This is a genomic window from Mucilaginibacter metallidurans, assembly GCF_003286435.2.
Lineage (GTDB): Bacteria > Bacteroidota > Bacteroidia > Sphingobacteriales > Sphingobacteriaceae > Mucilaginibacter > Mucilaginibacter gossypii.
In genome coordinates this window covers 21,732-42,418 of sequence record NZ_CP043449.1, presented here as the reverse complement: position 1 = coordinate 42,418, position 20,687 = coordinate 21,732, and the positions used below count along the sequence as shown (strand labels likewise).

The window sequence follows — 20,687 nt, the reverse complement described above, 5'->3', positions numbered from 1 at the left end:
TTTAAATAAACTTATTTAACTAATAATATTAACCTCACGTTGTAGTGTAACGCCAAATTTAGTGTACACACTGTCTATGATTTGCGACGAAAAGTTATACACTTCCTGCCCCGTAGCGCCTCCATGGTTCACTAAAACCAGGGCTTGGTTTTTCCATGTTCCTGTGTGGCCAACGGTTTTTCCTTTCCATCCACATTGTTCAATGAGCCATCCGGCAGCCAGTTTTACGCCGCCATCAGCAGCAGGGTAATTTACCACATCAGGAAATTTAGCTTGCACCACAGCAAATTCTTCGGCACTGATCACCGGGTTTTTAAAGAAGCTGCCCGCGTTTCCTATAGTTGACGGATCGGGGAGTTTGGATACCCGGATATGCGCCACCACCTGCGATACATCTTTAATAGTAGGGTTTGAGATACCCCTGTTTTGTAATTCTTGCTCAATGGCCCCATACCTGGTGTTGATGCTTGCCACCAGCGATAAGTGGAACTTTACCGATACTATAATATACTGTTCTTTCAGTTCAGCTTTAAAAATACTTTCGCGGTAACCAAATTTACAATCCTCTTTGCTGAAATTTCTGAATGTCCCTGTCGCTATTTCAAAAGCGCGGCAACTGTGAAATACATCTTTAAGCTCCACGCCATAGGCACCTATATTTTGTATAGGCGATGCCCCTACCGAACCCGGGATCAGGCTCAGATTTTCGACACCAGCATATTCATGCGCAACGCAATAATTAACCAGGTCATTCCATACCTCGCCACCACCTGCTTCTACATAAACATCGTCATGACTAATCCGGTGCTCAATACCGCGGATGTTCATGCGCACAACCAGTCCGTCAAAATCATCAACCATAAGCATATTGCTGCCGCCACCGAGTATTAGTCGCTCTGTTTGCTGCCACTGTGGGTCGGCAAACAGTTCTGTTAGTTCGGTTTCATGGGCTATCTCTACAAAATAACGGGCGCTGGTATCAATACCGAAGGTGTTAAAATTTTTTAGGGATACGTTTTCTTGTATTTGCAGCATGTTTTTTTGATGTCGGATTTGGGATATTCGATTTCGGAGTTTTTATTTTCCGAATCTATTGAGTGCAAAAGTAACCAAAAGATAGTGATTTTGTCTGAACCGGGATTTGGGGAATTTTGTCTGTTCAGACCATCTTTTGTAAATTCTTAAATCCTGAAAATTCTGATTCAGACAACCACTCACTACCCACCCAACCGTTAAAATTTGTTAAAAAAATCACAAACCTCTTGCAAATACGAAATCTATCGTAGATATTTGTACGAAGAAATTCGTAATAGAGAAACAGATGGAAATTAAACCAACAGAAAGCGAACTCGAAATTTTACAGGTGATCTGGAAAAAGGGCCAGTGCACCGTACGTGAAGTTCACGAAGAGCTTGCTAAAAACAAGGATGCCGGCTACACCACCACCTTAAAACTCATGCAGATTATGCACGATAAGGGAATGGTTGAGCGCGACACCACTTCAAAAACCCATGTTTACAAGGCTTTATTCACAATGGAGCAGGCCCAAAGCAACGCTCTGGATAAAATCTTGTCTACTGTATTTAAAGGCTCCACTTCCGATTTGGTGATCCAGGCGCTTGGCCAGCACCGCGCATCAAAAGACGAGATTGACGCTATTAAAAACTTTTTGAATCAATTTGATCAGGATAAAAAATAAACGTGATGGAAAATTTATTCTATAATATAAGCCAGGTGTTAGGCGTAACCATTCTGCAATCGTTATGGCAGGGATTATTGATATGGTTTGCCTTAAGATTAGTGTTCATTTGCGCGCCGCAGTTATCGGCCATTAAAAAGCATAATTGGGCTATGGGTGCTATGCTTACGTTAAGCGCCTGGTTTATATACACGTTTATCCATCAATTCAGGCTGCACGAGTGGATCAATTACGCATCCGCCAATGCACCATCTTTATTACCACGTTTCTACCTGCCGCTGCATGAAGTAGCAACCAGACCGCAAAGTAACTATTACGAATACGTTATAAAAGGCTATCTGCCTTATATATCGGCTCTTTATTTTGCCGGTTTGGTGTTTAACCTGCTTAAAGTAAGCTTAAGCTGGCAAAGGATCAGCCTGATAAAACGTACCATGGTACCTGCCGACAGGCTACAGGACTTTGCCGATGAGCTTTGCCAAAAGCTGGGCATTAAAAAAAGTGTGTGGGTAAACTTTAGCCGTATGGTTGATGCCCCTTGCATGATTGGCTTTTTAAGCCCTATAATCTTGTTACCGATAACCCTTACTACATACTTATCGGCTACCGAGGTTGAAGCCATTTTACTGCATGAGCTATCGCACATTAAACGCAATGATTACCTGCTTAACTTGGTGCAGCAATTTATTTCCATACTATTATTCTTTAATCCCTTTGCCCAATTAATTAACCGCATTATTAACCAGGAGCGCGAAAACAGCTGCGATGACCTTGTTGTGCAAACAACACAGCAACCCTTGATCTATGCACACGCGCTTTTGAAGCTTGAGCAAACCAGGCAGCAGCATTTACAGCTGGCCCTGGCTGCTAATGGCAAAAAATATCATTTATTAAATAGAATTGAACGCATCATGAAAACAAAGAAACCTATAGGCAATATCCGCCACCTGCTTGTGGCCATTGCCATAATGGCTGTCGGCGTTAGCAGCATTGCCTGGCTAAACCCCACCATAAAAGATGGCAAGCTCTCAGTTAAAAAAGTTGCTGCGCCTGCCGCCTTACATGCTCTATTTGTGGAAGATACCATACGCAAGGTGGCTCCTAAAACTAAAAAGCCTGTAACCTATAAAAAGAAAACCCAGGCCGAAATAGTTAAAGCCAAACAACGCCATGATTCTTTTAACTACGACGGTTTTAACGATGCTGAGCTTGAAAAACTCAGCGCCGAAGTAAACAAACAAGGCGAGCTGATTGGTAAATACTACAACAGCAATGATTTCAAAAAGCAACAGGAAATGCTTGAAGCTAAAAGTAAAGCCCTGCAGGCCTATTATAACACTGAGGGCATGGAAAAAATGAAGCTGGAAATGCAAAAAATGGGCGAAGATTTTCAAAAGGAATATGGCGAAACATCCGAATCTAAAAAAACCAGCGAACAGATGGGTGAGATAGGCCGCAAGATTGGTGCTTATTACAGCAGTCCTGAGTTTAAAAAAATGAACGAAGAGCTGGAGAAAAAATATGGCATCCCGCATGATCGTGGGTATCGTAGTTATAACGACGATAGAGACCCTAACTACAAAAAATACCAGGACGAACTGCAAAGCAAGATCCCGGCCGATGTGAAGGCGCAAACAGAGCAATTGAAAAACCTGGGCCAAAAAATCCGCAGCCGCTATGACTCGCCGGAATTTATTGCCAAAAGAAACCGTATGCAGGCCATGGGCGATAGCATCAGGATGGCCTACAACAATCCCGACATGAAAAAACTACAGGAGGATATGAGGGACATTGGCCGGCAAATGCGCGGCTTCCAGGATAGCCCTGAAATTAGAGCGGCACAACAACGGCTTAAAGAAGCCAGCAAAAAACTGCGGGACTATATGAAAAGCCCGGCGTTTAAACAAAAAATGAAACTTTACCGCGATAAAATGGATAAAGACTTTGATTATAAGTTTGACACCGACGATAAAGAGGAAATCAAAGCCGATAGCGCTACAAATTGATACTAAGTCAGAAGTCTTAAGCCTGGAATCTTAAATCTCAAGTCCGGCTTCTACTTTGAACTTTGGGCTTAAGACTTTTGACTTAGTCCATCAAGACTAAATAAATTAGCAATTAGCATTAAAAATCTTTTTTAAAGAACCTTAATTTGTAATTTAGTGTCCTCAATAAAATGAGGACACTTTTTTTATGCTTCAAAAGCTAACCATTAATAATTACGCGCTTATCGATAACCTGGAGATAGGTTTTGATAGCGGCCTGAACATATTAACCGGCGAAACCGGTGCAGGTAAATCGATCATATTGGGTGCCCTTTCACTTATTTTAGGACAACGGGCCGAAAGCAAGTACTTTTTTAACCAGCAAAAAAAATGCGTTATTGAGGGCACGTTCAAAATCAGTGGCTTTCATTTAGCCGATTTTTTTGAGGATAACGATCTGGATTATGAAACCGAAACGGTATTACGCCGTGAAATTTCTGCCGATGGTAAATCCCGTGCTTTTGTAAACGATACGCCGGTTAACCTCACAGCATTGAAGCAACTGGGCGAAAAGCTGATCGACATCCATTCCCAGCATGCTACGCTGGAGATCAATGATCCGGATTTTCAACTGTTAGTGGTTGACTCCGTCGCCCGTCATTCGGATCTGCTGTTTGATTATCAAACCAAATTCAAAGCATATAAAAAGTCGTTAAGCAAGCTGAACCAGCTCATAGCCGAAAATGATAAAGGCAAAGCCGATCTTGATTATTTCCAGTTTCAGTTTGATGAACTTGAAAAAAGTGCTTTGGTTGCCGATGAGCAGGAACATTTGGAGCGGGAACTGAACACCCTCAACAATGCCGAAGAAATTAAGCGCAACCTTTTAGGTGCCAACTATCTTTTACAGGATGGCGAAGCTGCAGCGTTGACTCAGCTAAAAGAAGCCGGACAGGCTTTGGGTTCTATAGAAAAATACAACCCGGCTGTGGCTGAATTGCACCAGCGCATCAATAGCACTATCATAGAATTGAAAGATATTGCTGCTGAAATTGATGCCATTGAACAGCATACTTTTATTGATGAAGCCCGTGCCGAAGAGGTAAACAACCGGTTAAGCATGATCTACAATCTGCAAAAAAAGCATCGGGTAAATACCATCGCCGAGCTATTGCAGATTCAGGAAGAATTATCAGACAAAGTGCAGCAAGCCCTTTTTGGTGACGAAGCCATCGAAAAACTGCAAAAACAAATTGCTGCCGATAAAGCCGAACTTGAAAAGCTGGCGACACAGTTATCAGTCAACCGCAAAAAAGCTATCCCGGATATTGAGAAACAGATATTGGTAACACTGGCCGAGATGGGGATGGGAAACTCGATGTTAAGCATTGAGCAAACGCCCCCCCGCCCCTAAAGGGGAGCTACTGAGCAAGCTCCCTTACTTACTGCCACGGGGATTGATAACATTAAATTTTTATTTTCGGCTAATAAGGGACATGCTTTGGCTGAGATGAGCAAGGTGGCATCTGGTGGCGAGCTTTCGAGACTGATGCTGAGCATTAAATCTATCGTAGCGCAATATACAGCCCTGCCTACCATTATTTTTGATGAGATAGATACAGGCGTATCGGGCGAAGTTGCCAACAAGGTTGGGCAGATCATGGAGCGCTTAGCCCAAAATCTGCAGGTAATTACCATTACCCATTTGCCGCAAATTGCCAGCAAGGGCCAAAGCCATTATTTTGTTTATAAGGATGACAGCGAGGCGGCTACTTTTACCCGCATTAAACAGCTGAGTAATGATGAACGGGTATTGGAAATTGCCAAAATGCTAAGCGGGGATAAACCAGGCGAGAGCGCTTTACAGAATGCGAGGGAGTTGCTTTTCAGTTAGCCGTTTTGAGTTTGCAGCAGGCAATAACTACCCTTATTTTAAACCACCAATCAGCAACTGCAAACTGCTCACCGGCAACTGAAATAAAATTATAACTTTGCTTCAATTATAAAAACTTAACAAATGGCTTATAATTTATTAAAAGGCAAAAAAGGCATCATATTCGGTGCACTAAATGAGCAATCAATAGCCTGGAAAGTGGCGCAACGCGCTGTACAGGAAGGTGCTGAAATTGTATTATCAAATGCCCCTATTGCTTTACGCATGGGCGAACTCAATAAACTGGCCGAAGAATGCAACGCGCCGGTTATTGGCGCCGATGTTACCAATGGCGATGATATCAACAACCTGTTTACCAAAACCATGGAACACTTTGGCGGCAAGGTTGACTTCATCCTGCACTCAATAGGCATGAGCGTTAACGTACGCAAAAACATTCCTTATTTTGAAAACAACTACGAATTTACCCACAAAGGTTTCGATATATCTGCGTTAAGTCTTCACCGCATTTTGCAGGCTGCCATGAAACACGATGCCATTAACGAATGGGGATCAGTACTGGCATTAAGCTACATCGCTGCCCAGCGTTACTTCCCTGGCTACAATGACATGGCCGATAACAAAGCAGTATTAGAAAGCATTGCCCGTAACTTTGGTTATGAGTACGGCATGGCTAAAAAAGTACGTGTTAATACCATCTCTCAGTCGCCAACCCGCACTACTGCAGGTTCGGGCGTAAAAGGCTTCGACGGTTTTATTGAGTTTGCCGAAAAAATGAGCCCGCTGGGTAATGCTGATGCCGATCAGTGCGCTGATTACTGCGTTACTATGTTTAGCGATTTAACCAAAATGGTTACTATGCAAAACCTGTTTCACGATGGTGGTTTCTCATTCACCGGCGTAACCCAGGCGGTTATTGATCAAATGGGGAAATAATTTCAAATGTTCTTAAACAAAAAGGAGCCTTGCGTTTGCAAGGCTCCTTTTTGTTTTGAGTTAGATTGGATTACGGCACCAATACTATTTTCACTTTTAATGGGCCGGGGATACCGTTACCTGTAGGGACACTTCCGTCGGAATTTTGAGCATCAATGTATAGCTTGCCTGTTTGATATACAAACCTGTAACTTATCCCCCATATACATCCGGTAGCTGTTCATAGGTACCATTATCCTCTAAATACACCAAAACAGCACCGTGATTGTTATAGTAGTCAGTAATTTCGGGACATTTAAAGTCGTGGTATAGCCGTTAATACTATTGTCGAGCACAAAATTTGGAGTGGTATCAAAAATAGTGGTAGCGCTCGGGCTGGTAGTTACATATTCCTTTTTACACGATGTTGCAGCAAGTACTATAGTGCAGCAAATTAAAGTCAAGATTTTTTTCATAAAGTATTGCGTTAGTTATATAACTGTTTGAACAAAAAATTGTTCAAAGGTTTAAACGTTTTTTAAATTATTTTATTTCGAATCTTTATTTCTGATAAATTTTCATGCAGCTATATTTTTAAACTAAAATTTTAGTTTAATTTTAACCATGCGTAAGTTATTCTTGCTTTTATCGTTACTGATACCTGCGTACTGTATGGGCCAGGTAAAAATTACCGGCAAAGTAATTAACATGACCGATACCAGGCCCGTGCCTAATGCCAGTGTGTTTTTAAACAATGCCCAGGTAGGCAACAAAACGGCTGATGACGGTACTTTCACCCTCAGCAACGTAAAGCCCGGCAAGTATGATTTCATTATATCTATAGTAGGTTATGAAACCTACACTTATAGTTTGCAGGCGGGCAGTACCAATATCAACCTGGGTACCATCAGCATTATCCCCAAAACTTTTCAGTTAAATGAAGTAAAGATCAGGCCTGATCCTAACCGTGAAAAATACTATGCTATTTTCAGGCAGCAATTTTTAGGCTATTCGGACAATGCCGCCAAATGTAAAATCCTGAACTCAGATGTGCTTGATTTCGATTATGATGAAGCTACCCGAATCCTAAAAGCTACTTCTCACGATTTCCTAGAGATTGAAAACAAGGCTCTTGGCTATAGGATAAAGTACAAACTAACCAACTTCAATTACAACCCGGCAAAAGCTATGCTATACTATGAGGGGATCTCCAATTTCGAAGACCTGAAGGGAACCGAAAAACAAAAGCGTAAATGGCGTAAAGAACGACAATCAGCGTACCTTGGTTCATATATGCATTTCTATCGGTCGGCTATAAAAGACAGTCTCACACAAGAAAACTTTGTTGTGATGCGCCTGATCCGTAAACCCAATCCTAATTATCACGGCGGCCCCAATAATAAATATTTGCAAAGTCTTGTCAATAAACCCTTAGACAGGGCCGACTTTTTCAAGCTAACAGACCAGGAAGGCTTATTTGCTATAGGATTTACCGATTGCCTATATGTTATGTATACTAAAAAAGGCCGAGCCCCTTCAGATAATGCCGTACAGGCTTTTAATATGCCTAACAATGCCACAACCATTATTTCTTTCGATGAGCCATATGCCTTTTTTGACAACAATGGTATTGTAGCTAATCCTCATTCCGTAATCTATGAAGGTGACTGGGGCATAAGTCGTGTTGCCGAAATGTTACCGGTTGATTATGAGCCGGTGGTGGAAAAGAAATGAGTCTGAATCAGAATTTTCAGAATTAAAGGATTTACAGAATATTGTCTGAACTCGAATTAAACGAATTGAGTGAATTATCAGAATGAAAAGGCAATTAAATAAATTCAAAAAATTCGAGTTCAGACAAAAATCCGATTAATCCCAAAAATCCAAAAATCCCGGTTCAGACAGCAAACAAAACCCCGTTCCGAAAAATCGAAACGGGGTTTTAATATTACTTACAAGTACTGCAAAATTACTTCTGCTCTTCCTGTTCAGGTTTTTTGCTTTCGCCTTTCCTGTCAGTGATTTTGATCTCCTTGGTTTCGGTATCAAAATCAACTACCATTACGTCACCTTCGGCTAATTCACCTTTAAGGATCTCTTCGGCAATTGGGTCTTCCAGGTATTTCTGGATGGCGCGTTTAAGCGGCCTTGCACCAAACTGCGAGTCGTAACCTTTATCGGCAATGAACTCCTTGGCAGCTTCAGTAAGCTCAATTTTGAAACCTAAGCCATTTACACGGCTAAACAGGTAGGCAAGCTCGATATCGATGATCCTGAAGATCTCTTCTTTACCTAATGAGTTAAATACGATAACATCATCAATACGGTTCAGGAACTCAGGGGCAAATGCACGTTTCAATGCATTCTCAATAACACCGCGTGAATGGCTTTCGGCCTGTAAAGTTTTAGCATTAGTGCTGAAACCTACGCCCTGGCCAAAGTCTTTCAACTGACGGGCACCGATGTTTGATGTCATGATGATGATAGTATTCCTGAAATCAACCTTACGGCCTAATGAATCAGTCAACTGACCTTCATCCAACACCTGTAACAGGATATTGAATACATCAGGGTGAGCTTTTTCGATCTCATCCAATAACACTACGGCATAAGGTTTACGGCGTACTTTTTCAGTTAACTGTCCACCTTCTTCGTAACCTACGTAGCCCGGAGGCGCACCCACTAAACGGGATACCGCAAATTTCTCCATGTACTCGCTCATATCAATCTGGATCAGGGCATCTTCAGTGTCAAACATAAAGCGGGCAAGCTCTTTAGCAAGCTCGGTTTTACCAACACCTGTAGGGCCTAAAAAGATGAATGAACCAATAGGTTTTTTAGGATCTTTCAAACCTGCACGAGTACGCTGTATAGCACGGGTTAGCTTTTTGATAGCCTCATCCTGACCAATGATCTTGCTGGCAACAGTATCGCTCATGTGCAACAGCTTCTGACTGTCGGCCTGACCTACACGTTGTACAGGGATGCCGGTCATCATTGATACTACTTCGGCAACGTTATCCTCGGTTACAGTGTAACGTTTTGATTTTGTTTCGGCTTCCCAAACAGCTTTTGCCTGGTCAAGCTCAACTAACAAATTCTTTTCAGTATCACGTAACTGAGCAGCTTCTTCGTATTTCTGGCTGCGAACAACTTTGTTTTTCTCAATCTTGATCTGTTCTATCTTCTGCTCAATATCTAAAATGTTTTGAGGCACGTGGATATTGGTTAAGTGAACACGTGAACCGGCTTCATCAAGCGCGTCGATAGCCTTGTCCGGTAAAAACCTGTCGGTAATGTAACGGGTGGTTAAGTTAACGCAGGCATTGATAGCTTCAGGAGTATAAGTAACACCGTGGTGTTCTTCATATTTATCCTTAATGCGGTTCAGTATTTCAATAGTTTCAGTCGGTGTAGCCGGCTCAACCATTACCTTTTGGAAACGACGGTCCAAAGCACCATCTTTTTCAATGTACTGGCGGTATTCATCTAAAGTGGTTGCGCCAATGCATTGTATCTCTCCCCTCGCCAAAGCTGGTTTAAACATGTTTGATGCATCAAGCGAACCTGAAGCACCACCAGCGCCTACTATAGTATGGATCTCGTCAATAAATAAAATTACATCAGGTGATTTTTCCAATTCGTTCATTACCGCTTTCATACGCTCTTCAAACTGGCCACGGTATTTAGTACCGGCAACCAACGAAGCTAAATCAAGTGTAACTACACGCTTATTGAACAATACACGTGATACTTTGCGCTGAACAATGCGTAATGCAAGGCCTTCGGCAATGGCCGATTTACCTACACCCGGCTCACCTATTAATATAGGGTTGTTCTTTTTACGGCGCGATAGAATTTGTGATACCCTTTCGATCTCTTTTTCACGACCAACAATAGGGTCAAGCTTGCCATCTTCGGCTGCGCGGGTTAAATCGCGGCCAAAATTATCAAGCACCGGTGTTTTTGATTTAATGTCGGATACTTTTTTAGGCTGACTGAATGACTCTTCTTCTTTAAAGTCATCGTCGCCGCCTGTAGGTGATCCCGGCATTTCGTCAGTAACATCATTTTTATGCGATTCAACTTCCCCTTTAAATACCTCGTAGTTTACATTAAACTGTACCAGGATCTGTGAGGCAATGTTGTCCTCATCGCGAAGGATGGACAGCAGCAGGTGCTCTGTACCAATTACATCGCTTTTAAATATTTTGGCTTCCAGATAAGTTATCTTCAATACCTTCTCGGCCTGTTTTGTTAACGGGATGCTGCCGATATGTACGTTTGTTCCAATAGTTCCCTTTACTGCATCCTCAACGGCGCGGCGAAGTTTTGCGGTATCAACGTTCAATCCCTTCAGCAATTTAATTGCTACACCATCCCCATCGCGGATAAGCCCAAGCAAAAGATGTTCAGTACCTATATAGTCATGCCCAAGGCGTAATGCCTCTTCTCTGCTATATTGAATAACATCCTTTACCCTCGGCGAAAATTTAGCTTCCATATATACCTTTCTAATTATTGAACGCCCTAATGTATAAATTATGTTTTTACAAATTACGACGCCTGTTTACTTTCATCAACAATATTGCCAACATTTAATGCTTTGCAGAAACAGACATTGCAATGATACGCAATGTATCAAAGTTTGGCATCAATCAACAGTTTTTATCTGAAAAGCCCGCTAACAAGCATTTTTTTTACAATATACGAACGAAACTTACCTGTTTGATATAAATATCCTAAAAAAGTTTAAACAAATTTCAAATATTTAATAACATTTCCACCTTTTAAGGCATTTCGTCATAAACATGACAATTAGGCATTAGCCAGCAGGTATCGTCATATAACTTATATACGGGAAACCCGCGGTGATGGTTGTGCGCTTCGCTTAAGATTCAATTAAATTTAAATTAACATTATAACTCAAAAAACAACTTAAAATTACTGCCCCCTAATCATTAATCTACAACCTCCGTTTCATCTATTTTAGCCATATTTGAATTTCTATTTATTGATCCAATTATAATGGCAGACGAAAAGATAATTTTTTCAATGGCCGGGGTGAGCAAAGTTTATCCCCCGCAAAAAACAGTATTAAAAAACATATACCTGTCGTTTTTTTACGGCGCTAAAATTGGCGTTATCGGCTTAAATGGCTCCGGTAAATCGTCATTGCTCAAAATTATTGCAGGTATTGATAAAACTAATATAGGCGAAGTGGTGTTTTCGCCGGGCTATACCGTTGGCTACCTGAGCCAGGAACCGGAACTTGATCCTGAAAAAACCGTGCGCGAAATAGTTGAGGAAGGGGTTTCTGAAACTACCGCCTTATTAAAGGAGTACGAAGAGATCAACGAAAAATTCGGTCTTCCGGAATATTACGAAGATGCCGATGCCATGGAAAAACTCATGAACCGCCAGGGCGAATTACAGGATAAAATTGATGCGGTAAACGCATGGGAGCTGGATAGCAAACTGGAGCGCGCCATGGATGCCCTGCGCTGTCCTGAACCCGATACCAAAATCTCGGTATTATCGGGTGGTGAGCGCCGCCGTGTGGCTTTATGTCGCTTGTTATTAAAAGAACCGGATGTTTTATTGCTGGACGAACCTACCAACCACTTGGATGCCGAATCTATTGATTGGCTGGAGCAACATTTACAACAATATAAAGGAACAGTTATCGCCGTAACGCACGACAGGTACTTTCTTGATAACGTTGCCGGCTGGATCCTCGAGCTTGACCGTGGAGAAGGTATCCCATGGAAAGGAAATTATTCCTCATGGTTAGATCAAAAAGCCAAGCGTTTGGCCCAGGAAGAAAAGAGTGAGAGTAAACGTCAGAAAACCCTGGAACGCGAGTTGGAGTGGGTACGCATGGGCCCGAAAGGCCGCCACGCCAAATCAAAAGCCCGTTTAGGCAATTACGAAAAATTGGCATCTGAGGAGACTAAAGAGCGCGAAGAAAAACTGGAGCTATTTATTCCGCCGGGCCCGCGTTTGGGTAACGTGGTAATTGAGGCCAATGGTGTAAGCAAATCATACGGCGATAAATTATTGTTCGATAATCTGAGCTTCTCCTTGCCTCCGGCAGGTATAGTTGGTATTATTGGCCCTAACGGCGCCGGTAAAACCACGCTATTCCGTTTAATCACCGGGCAAGATCAGCCGGATGCCGGTACTTTCCGTGTGGGTGAAACCGTAGCCTTAGGTTATGTTGACCAGATGCATGATGATCTTGACCCTAACAAATCTGTTTGGGAAAACGTAACCGGTGGTTTGGAAACTATTATGGTGGGTAACCGCCCGCTTAACTCAAGGGCATATGTATCCAAGTTTAACTTTAACGGTGCCGATCAGCAGAAAAAGGTAGGTGTACTATCAGGTGGCGAGCGTAACCGTGTGCACTTATCTATCACCCTCAAAAAAGGGTCGAATGTATTACTGCTGGATGAGCCAACCAACGATATCGACGTAAACACCCTACGTGCATTGGAAGAGGCACTGGAAAACTTTGGCGGCTGTGCGGTAGTGATCAGTCACGACCGTTGGTTCCTTGACCGTATTTGTACGCACATCCTGGCTTTTGAAGGTAACTCTCAGGTCTACTTCTTTGAAGGAAACTACTCTGATTACGAAGAAAACAGGAAGAAGCGTTTGGGAGATGTGGCTCCGAAAAGGATTAAGTATAAGAAATTGACGGCGTAGCAAAAAACTGCCGCGGGTTTAGCGATAGCGTAACCCGTGGTATAACATACAAAAAGCTTTCAGCTTTTTCTCCTTAAGCTGAAAGCTTAAACCATGCCCACTCCGGGTTACGCTACGCTAAACCCGAAGTAGATTTGATTTTACCAAAAATGCCACCCTTACCGGGCGGCATTTTTCATATCAAGTAAAATAAAATCTTATTTTATTCCGTAATGGTCATTCATTAGCTTTTCAAACAAACCGCCTGGCAATATTGCCTTTAAGGTAGGCACAATAGTTTGGCCAACCTGCCCAACCAAATAACGGTGTTTAGGACTTGACGAAGCTACTATCGAAACCAGCTTTTTAGCCAATGATTCCGGACTTGGGGCGATGCTTTCGTCTTTCTCCATAGCGGCAACTGCGGCATTATATTCAGTCTCGAGTTTATCGTTCTTGATTGGGAATTTAACCTTAGCGCGGTTCTGGCTAAAGTCTGATTTAAAGTCGCCCGGATTTAATAGCGTTACTTTAACGCCTGTATTGCGCAGTTCCATCCTTAAACTTTGTGAGTAGCCTTCAATAGCATATTTGGAAGCGCTATACATACCCTGGTATGGCAAACCGAATAAACCGGCCAATGAGCTGATGTTTACAATGAGCCCCTGACCTTTTTCAATCATACCAGGCAATACTGCCGAACTAACGCGGATCACGCCGAAAAAGTTGACTTCAAATTGCTGCTTGGCGCTTTCTACCGGCATAGCATACGCCGGACCAGTTACACCATTACCTGCATTGTTTACCAATACATCAATTTTACCTTCCGCTTTAATAATAGTCTCAATGGCTGCCTTTACCGAAGCATCGTCGGTAACATCAAGTTGAACAGGTTTAAACGATACAGATTTCATGCGGTCGAGGTTACGTGATGACCCGTAAACCGTATGGCCTGCCGCTTGCAGTGCACTGGCACAAGCTAAGCCAATACCAGAAGATGCTCCTGTTACTAATATTACCTTTTTCATTGTTTGTAAGGGTGAGTTTGTTTTATTGTTTATTGGTTTGATGATGCCGTTTTTTGGCAACGTAAAGATGTGAATTTATAATGCAGCAAAGCAAGGGGATAGATTAAAAATAATGCCGGCTACATAAAAAATTCATGATTGTAAAAGCGATATCGTCCGCAAAATAGTAAACACATGGAGAGCGACGGCCTGTCACCCTGAGCTTGGCGAAGGGTCGCGCGCAGAGGCCCTACCCACCATGCTTCGACGGGCTCAGCGTGACAGCCGTTTTAGGGATATTAGAATTTTTACGCCTCCTTTATCCCCCCTCACCCGGCGCATGGATCTGCTGCAAGGACAATGGGATTAGCTTCTTAGTTTTCAGATAAGTAATGCCCACAATAAGCATAGTCATGCTGCCGCCAAATAACACCGACGGAACAGTGCCTAACAATTGCGCTGCCGTGCCCGATTCAAAAGCACCTATCTCGTTAGATGAGCCGATAAACATTTGGTTTACTGCCGATACCCTGCCACGCATATGATCTGGTGTCAAAAGCTGCATCAGCGTACCTCGGATAATAACACTGATACTATCAAAAGCGCCTTCGGTAAAAATAAATAATAGCGAGAGGTAAAAATTAGTTGATAAACCAAAACATATGATTGACAAACCAAAACCGGTCACCGCAATAAGCAGGTTACGCCACGGCTTGCCCATCGGCGAAAAACGTGTCATCACCAGCATGGTCAATACCGCCCCTAATGACGACATAGCCCTCATGATACCTAGTCCCTCAGCACCTACTTTTAATATCTCATTGGCAAAAACAGGCAGCAAAGCCACCGCACCACCAAAAAATACCGAAAACAGATCGAGGCTCATAGCGCCGATCATCATTTTGTTTCCAAACACAAAATGAATCCCTTCCGAAAGGCTTTTCCAGATACTTTCTTTAGGAACATATTGCGCCGGATATTGACGCAGCATGTACACCAACACCAACGATACCAGTAGCAAAAACAGAATACAGCTAAACGTAGCGGTTATACCGCTTAAACCAGGTATTACCTTATCCGCATAACCGTATATTAAACCACCTGCTGCCGGGCCCAAAATAGATGCAACTTGCCAGCTACTACTGCTCCAGGTACTGCCATTTGGATACAATTCTTTTGGGATACTGTTAGCGTAAATGGTGAATGTTGCCGGGCCATAAAAGGCACGCGCCACACCATTACAAAATATCATAGCGTACATAATAGGTACAATCCAACCAGTATGAATAATACCGCTCATGCTTTTGAGTGTTACGGTAAACATCACCAGGGATGTCAGTAACACTCCACTAAAGATCAGCAAAAGCATTTTTCGCTTTTCAGATTTATCGGCGATATAGCCGCCGTACAAAGCAATACCAATAGCCGGAATAGCCTCGCACAAGCCAATAAGGCCGAGGGCTATTTTACTATGGGTGATACTGTAAATATAAAAGCCGAGTACTACGGCCTGCATGGAATATGCAAAAGTGAAACAAAAACGCATGCCTATGTAAGATCTGAAATCTTTATAACGCAATGCTGCAAAGGAGTCTATTTTCCGGGGTTTACTATCGCCTTCTTCGGTCACTATTTATTAATTTTTAGATGTGCCGCAAAGGTAGCTATTTTTTTGAACCTTGATTTTTAGGATTAGAAGATTACCATGAATTTTATGCATGGTATCACATCAGGATCATCCTTTAATCCTAAAAATCATGGTTCGGTTCTTTACAATCCGTGCTGATCTATCAAATAAATTAACGCTGCCATACCAGCCGCGCCAAGTTCCAGCTCACGTTTGTTTACGTTTTCAAAAACATCTTTAGCGGTATGGTGCAAGTCGAAATATCGTTGTGAATCCGGGCGGAAGCCAATTAATACTACTCCCGGTACCGTTTCTTTCATCGGCTCAATATCCGTACCCGCCCCCCGATAGTTAACTTGTCAACATCGTATGGCTCCAGGATTGATTTGAAGTTATCATTCACTTTTTTGATAAAATCTTTTGATACATCAGCAAAGCTGAACCCGCGGGGTGTAAAGCCGCCTTCGTCGGTTTCAATAGCAGCAATGTGTTGCTCTTTATTTTGGGCCGCCAGTTCGGCATATTTAGTGCCGCCTTTATGACCATTTTCCTCGTTCATGAAAAGCACGGCGCGTACCGAGTTTTTAGGTTTGTATCCAACCGTTTTAAAAATTCTCAATACCTCAACCGACTGCATTACGCCAGTACCGTCGTCATGTGCACCTTCGGCCAAGTCCCATGAATCAAGGTGGCCGCCAACGGTAATAAATTTGTTAGGATTTTCAGAGCCGGTAATTTCGCCTATAACGTTATATGATTTCACATCAGGCAGTAACTCGCAATTTTGCTTAAAGTAAAATTTTGCTGCCGGGAATTTCCTCAACTTAAGCATAGCGCTCAACTTATTGGCTGCTTTTGTAGAGATGGCTGCAGCTGGAATCATTTTACTGCCCGGGGCAGCAAGGGTAGCGCCGGTATGCGGATAATCATCGATGATTTCAGTGAGCGAACGTACTATTACACCGGCTGCACCAAGTTTGGCGGCTACGGCCGGTCCCATAAAACGCTGATCGCCGGCATTACCGTAAGCAGCACCGGTTTCAATAAAGCGAGGATCAAACGCACGGTTAAAGAAAACAATCTTTCCCTTTACCACACTCTCGCCAAGGCCCTCAAGTTCTTTAATGCTTTTAACCTCAATAACATTAGCTGTAATACCTGCTTTAGGTGTGGCTATTGACATACCCAAGGCAACAATTGGTACCGGGATGCGGGTTTTACCATCAATAATAGCGGCCTCCTCCTTTGCTCCGCGCACCCAATGCGGCACCATTACTTCCTGCAGGTAAACTTTATCGAAACCATAACCATCCATCAGTTTTTTGCTCCAATCGACAGCCTTTTGAGCATTGGCAGAGCCGCTGAGGCGCTGACCTATATTTTTGCACAGGTAATGGAGATTTTCATAACACTGGCCGTTAACCAACGCTTCGTCATACATTTTGCGGATAGTTAAAGAGTCCTGTGCCTTAACTTGTGTGCACAACAAGGCAGCAACAGAAAATAATAAAGTAAATTTCTTCATATATAAACAGTAAGATCAGTTTTAACAAATGTACTATTTGACAGCTAAAGGAGGAAGGGGTACGGGCATTATACTAAATTAAAAAAGACCTCATTGCGAGGTACGAAGCATCCCATACTTTACAGGGCGAACCTGCACAGCTACTCTGCACATCTGGGGTTGCTTCGTTCCTCGCAATGACGCGGGATTATTCTGTAGTATTCTTGGCTTAGGATATCTTATCCCAACTCAACCCTGCATTCTTTACTTCAAAGGCATGATGCAAAATCTGGTTTTCGGGATGTGCCAGTTGAGGGTCTTTTTCAAAAATGGTTTCAACACATTTGCGTACTTTGAAGAGTAGCTCCTGATCGGTAGCCAGGTTGGCCAGTTTCAGATCAACTACGCCGCTTTGCTGGGTGCCTTCTATGTTGCCCGGTCCCCGCAACTGCAGGTCTATCTCCGAAATTTCAAAGCCATTGTTGGTCTTCACCATGGTATCCAGACGGATCTTGCCGTCGTGACTCAATTTATGACTGCTCATCAAAATACAATAGGATTGCTCGGCCCCGCGCCCAACCCTCCCCCTCAGCTGGTGCAATTGCGACAGGCCAAAACGCTCGGCATTTTCAATGATCATCACCGATGCATTCGGTACGTTTACGCCAACTTCTATTACGGTAGTGGCCACCATGATCTGCGTTTCGGCTTTAATAAAACGCTGCATTTCAAAATCTTTCTCGGCAGGCTTCATTTTGCCGTGTACAATACTGAGCCGGTAATCAGGCAGCGGAAACTCGCGCGACATGGCTTCGATGCCGTCCTGTAGGTTTTTAAGGTCGAGCTTTTCACTTTCCTGGATCAGCGGGTATACTACATAGATCTGCCTACCCAATGCTATCTCCCGTTTCATAAAACCAAACATCCGTAAGCGCTGATTTTCATAAAAATGAACCGTTTGGATAGGTTTACGACCAGCCGGCAACTGGTCAATCACTGACACATCCAGGTCACCATATAATGTCATGGCCAATGTACGGGGAATAGGTGTAGCCGTCATTACCAATATATGCGGCGGAACAGCATTTTTTCGCCAAAGTTTAGCCCGTTGCTCAACCCCAAAGCGGTGCTGTTCATCAATTACCACAAAGCCCAGGTTTTTAAACTGTACTTTATCTTCAATAAGGGCATGGGTACCAACCAATATTTTAAGCGTACCTTCTTCAAGCTTTTGATGCAACACTTTACGCTCCTTTTGTTTGGTTGAACCCGTTAATAAAGCGACCTCAATAAAATCATCGCCTACGAGGCTTTTAATGGTTTGATAATGCTGGTTGGCCAAGATCTCGGTAGGCGCCATAATACAGGTTTGAAAACCGTTATCAATAGCTATTAACATGCTCATCAGCGCTACTACGGTTTTACCGCTACCCACATCACCCTGAAGCAGACGATTCATTTGTATGCCCCGTTGAGTATCCTGCCTAATCTCCTTCAATACCCGCTTCTGCGGATCGGTCAAAGTAAAAGGCAGCTTGTGATGATAAAACTCATTAAAATAATGACCAACTTTATCAAATACATTCCCTTTAAACTTTTGCGTATGAAGCAGTTTATTTTTAAGTAATTTAAGCTGAAGCAAAAACAACTCTTCAAACTTCAAACGGTGTAATGCTTCATTAAGAAGTGTAGCATCAGCCGGGAAATGAATGTTACGATAAGCATCAGCCCGGTTGAGCAGCTTAAACTGATTGGTGATATATAAAGGCAGGTTTTCACGAATGTCTTTAGCATGCAGATCAAGCAATACCGCGGTAAGTTTTTGAATTCCTTTGCTATCCAGCGAAAATTGTTTGAGCTTTTCTGTTGAGTTGTAAACAGGTTGTAAGGATAGGTTACCCTGTTTTTGAGCGCCCGGCATATACAACTCCATTTCGGGATGCGCCATTTGCGGCATCATATTAAAGAAGCCAGGCTTGCCAAACAGTATATAAACTTTACCGGGAATAATGGTTTTCTCAATCCAGTTGATACCTTTAAACCATACCAGCTCAATTATCCCGGTATCATCTTTGGCCTTTACCACCAGGCGGCGGCTTTGTTTTTCGCCTACAACTTCTTTATTGATAATACGCGCCAGCACCTGTACATAAGGCAGCTCCTCCCGTATCTCCCTTACTTTATAAAAGCGGGTACGGTCAATATACCTGAACGGGAAATGGCGCAGCAAATCCTCAAAGGTGTGCAGTTCAAGTTCCTTTTTCAAAACCTCGGCCCTCGACTGGCCTACACCTTTTAAATATACAAGTGGCGTTTGAAAAGGGTTCATTGATTAACTGTTTTAACCTTTCTTGATAGCGGTAGAGTAAATGTAGTTTATGTGGTTTTCTTAAATTAACAGATGGCTATAATAACTATCGACTAATCTATAAATATAACGAGACAATCGCTGGTTGGGACAGGATACAAGGTAAATGGAGCGTTCTTAAAATCTGCTTAATTGAATTTCATATGCAAACCTAACCTCTAACCGCCAATCTTTAATTTTGGGCGTTCCTTCAGTCGGGCTATCCGCTCATACGCCCGCAGGCATTTGGCTCGGGTCGGTATCCGCTACTATCCCTAACGCATTTGTCTGAATCAGTATTTACAAAATTTAAGGATTTATAGAATGCTAAATAAATCCTTAAATCTGCTTAATTCCGGCTCAGACAAAATCCGAAATCGAAAATCCGAATTTCGAAATCAAAATATTATTTAACCGCGATAACCGAGATCTCAACGTTTACCCCTTTTGGTAAAGCGGATACCTGGATAGTTTCGCGGGCTGGAAAATCGGTAGTAAAATAGGTACCGTAAACTTCGTTAACCTGTACAAAATTTTGCAGATCGGTTAAGAAGATGCTGGTTTTTACTATATTATCGAAACCTAAACCGGCTTCGGTTAAAATAGCTTTGATATTTTCCATTACCTGTGTAGCCTCTGCTTTGATGTCGCTGCTAATGAGTTCGCCACTTAGCGGATCAATAGGGATCTGGCCCGAAACAAATAAAAAACCACCAGCTAAAGTAGCCTGGCTATATGGCCCTATAGGGGCAGGTGCATTGTTGGTATTGATGATTGTTTTCATTTTTTAAGTATAAATACCTGTACCAGTTTCCAGATAATCCCGGCCAGGAACATGATTATAGCCAATGCATTTATAAAATGCATTACCCGCAAGTTAAAATTGTCGGGCCTGTTTGGATCTTTTTTCCTGAAGAAATACATTACACAAACTTAGTAAAATTTTACTGCTGTAAACCCATGCCTATTATATAAGGTATAGATATTAACGCAAAACCTTATAAAACAAAGAAGGCTCC

The 20,687-nt window shown here is 42.6% G+C and carries 17 protein-coding genes; 7 read left to right on the top strand and 10 right to left on the bottom strand.

Annotated features, from left to right (window positions below):
• Window positions 1–15 precede the first annotated feature (15 nt).
• The gene (murB, locus tag DIU38_RS00195; RefSeq protein ID WP_091165905.1) at window positions 16–1,035 is read right to left on the bottom strand and encodes a UDP-N-acetylmuramate dehydrogenase; all 1,020 of its coding nucleotides are present in this window, start codon (window positions 1,033–1,035) and stop codon (window positions 16–18) included.
• Between the two features lie 286 nt (window positions 1,036–1,321).
• On the opposite strand from murB, the gene DIU38_RS00190 reads away from it, so the two are divergent.
• The 5 genes from DIU38_RS00190 (at window position 1,322) to DIU38_RS00175 (ending at window position 6,514) form a co-directional block, all read left to right on the top strand.
• Window positions 1,322–1,699: a BlaI/MecI/CopY family transcriptional regulator gene (locus DIU38_RS00190; protein ID WP_091165901.1), complete on the top strand. Its 378-nt coding sequence runs from the start codon at window positions 1,322–1,324 to the stop codon at window positions 1,697–1,699.
• Between the two features lie 5 nt (window positions 1,700–1,704).
• A complete protein-coding gene (locus tag DIU38_RS00185) occupies window positions 1,705–3,705 on the top strand; it encodes a M56 family metallopeptidase (RefSeq protein WP_112652798.1) in 2,001 nt (666 codons plus the stop codon).
• A gap of 187 nt (window positions 3,706–3,892) precedes the next feature.
• Window positions 3,893–5,098, top strand: coding sequence for a DNA repair protein RecN (locus tag DIU38_RS00180; RefSeq protein ID WP_317132419.1), 1,206 nt, complete (start codon window positions 3,893–3,895; stop codon window positions 5,096–5,098).
• A gap of 87 nt (window positions 5,099–5,185) precedes the next feature.
• Window positions 5,186–5,578, top strand: a complete 393-nt coding sequence (locus DIU38_RS34590) for a DNA repair protein RecN (RefSeq protein WP_317132418.1) — start codon at window positions 5,186–5,188, stop codon at window positions 5,576–5,578.
• 123 nt (window positions 5,579–5,701) lie between these two features.
• Window positions 5,702–6,514 (top strand): enoyl-ACP reductase FabI, encoded by an 813-nt coding sequence (locus DIU38_RS00175; RefSeq protein ID WP_091165893.1) that lies wholly within the window; start codon window positions 5,702–5,704, stop codon window positions 6,512–6,514.
• A gap of 239 nt (window positions 6,515–6,753) precedes the next feature.
• On the opposite strand, the gene DIU38_RS00170 is transcribed toward DIU38_RS00175, so the two are convergent.
• Window positions 6,754–6,969, bottom strand: a complete 216-nt coding sequence (locus tag DIU38_RS00170) for a hypothetical protein (RefSeq protein WP_149353997.1) — start codon at window positions 6,967–6,969, stop codon at window positions 6,754–6,756.
• Window positions 6,970–7,117: 148 nt separating this feature from the next.
• Between DIU38_RS00170 and DIU38_RS00165 the strand changes: the two genes are divergently transcribed.
• Window positions 7,118–8,227: a carboxypeptidase-like regulatory domain-containing protein gene (locus tag DIU38_RS00165; RefSeq protein ID WP_112652796.1), complete on the top strand. Its 1,110-nt coding sequence runs from the start codon at window positions 7,118–7,120 to the stop codon at window positions 8,225–8,227.
• 235 nt (window positions 8,228–8,462) lie between these two features.
• Here the strand turns inward: DIU38_RS00165 and DIU38_RS00160 are convergent, their stop codons facing one another.
• Window positions 8,463–10,997 (bottom strand): ATP-dependent Clp protease ATP-binding subunit, encoded by a 2,535-nt coding sequence (locus tag DIU38_RS00160; RefSeq protein WP_090528747.1) that lies wholly within the window; start codon window positions 10,995–10,997, stop codon window positions 8,463–8,465.
• A gap of 524 nt (window positions 10,998–11,521) precedes the next feature.
• Here DIU38_RS00160 and ettA point away from each other — a divergent pair.
• Window positions 11,522–13,204: an energy-dependent translational throttle protein EttA gene (gene ettA / locus DIU38_RS00155; protein WP_090528750.1), complete on the top strand. Its 1,683-nt coding sequence runs from the start codon at window positions 11,522–11,524 to the stop codon at window positions 13,202–13,204.
• Window positions 13,205–13,401: 197 nt separating this feature from the next.
• Here the strand turns inward: ettA and DIU38_RS00150 are convergent, their stop codons facing one another.
• The 7 genes from DIU38_RS00150 to DIU38_RS32860 form a co-directional block, all read right to left on the bottom strand.
• The gene (locus DIU38_RS00150; RefSeq protein ID WP_146750337.1) at window positions 13,402–14,211 is read right to left on the bottom strand and encodes an SDR family oxidoreductase; all 810 of its coding nucleotides are present in this window, start codon (window positions 14,209–14,211) and stop codon (window positions 13,402–13,404) included.
• 298 nt (window positions 14,212–14,509) lie between these two features.
• Window positions 14,510–15,820, bottom strand: coding sequence for an MFS transporter (locus tag DIU38_RS00145; RefSeq protein WP_243770597.1), 1,311 nt, complete (start codon window positions 15,818–15,820; stop codon window positions 14,510–14,512).
• A gap of 140 nt (window positions 15,821–15,960) precedes the next feature.
• Window positions 15,961–16,137 (bottom strand): hypothetical protein, encoded by a 177-nt coding sequence (locus DIU38_RS33695; RefSeq protein ID WP_244311250.1) that lies wholly within the window; start codon window positions 16,135–16,137, stop codon window positions 15,961–15,963.
• Entirely contained in the window at window positions 16,134–17,342 is a 1,209-nt protein-coding gene (locus tag DIU38_RS00140; RefSeq protein WP_244311249.1) for a M28 family peptidase, read from the bottom strand. Before DIU38_RS00140 ends, DIU38_RS33695 begins: the two co-directional genes overlap by 4 nt.
• Window positions 17,343–17,550: 208 nt before the next feature.
• Entirely contained in the window at window positions 17,551–19,650 is a 2,100-nt protein-coding gene (gene recG / locus DIU38_RS00135) for an ATP-dependent DNA helicase RecG (protein ID WP_112652793.1), read from the bottom strand.
• A 424-nt stretch (window positions 19,651–20,074) separates the two neighbouring features.
• Window positions 20,075–20,452 (bottom strand): RidA family protein, encoded by a 378-nt coding sequence (locus DIU38_RS00130; RefSeq protein ID WP_112652792.1) that lies wholly within the window; start codon window positions 20,450–20,452, stop codon window positions 20,075–20,077.
• On the bottom strand, window positions 20,449–20,592 hold the full coding sequence (locus tag DIU38_RS32860; RefSeq protein WP_162997005.1) for a DUF6728 family protein: 144 nt from the start codon (window positions 20,590–20,592) through the stop codon (window positions 20,449–20,451). The genes DIU38_RS00130 and DIU38_RS32860 overlap by 4 nt, the downstream gene beginning before the upstream one ends.
• Between the last annotated feature and the right edge of the window lie 95 nt (window positions 20,593–20,687).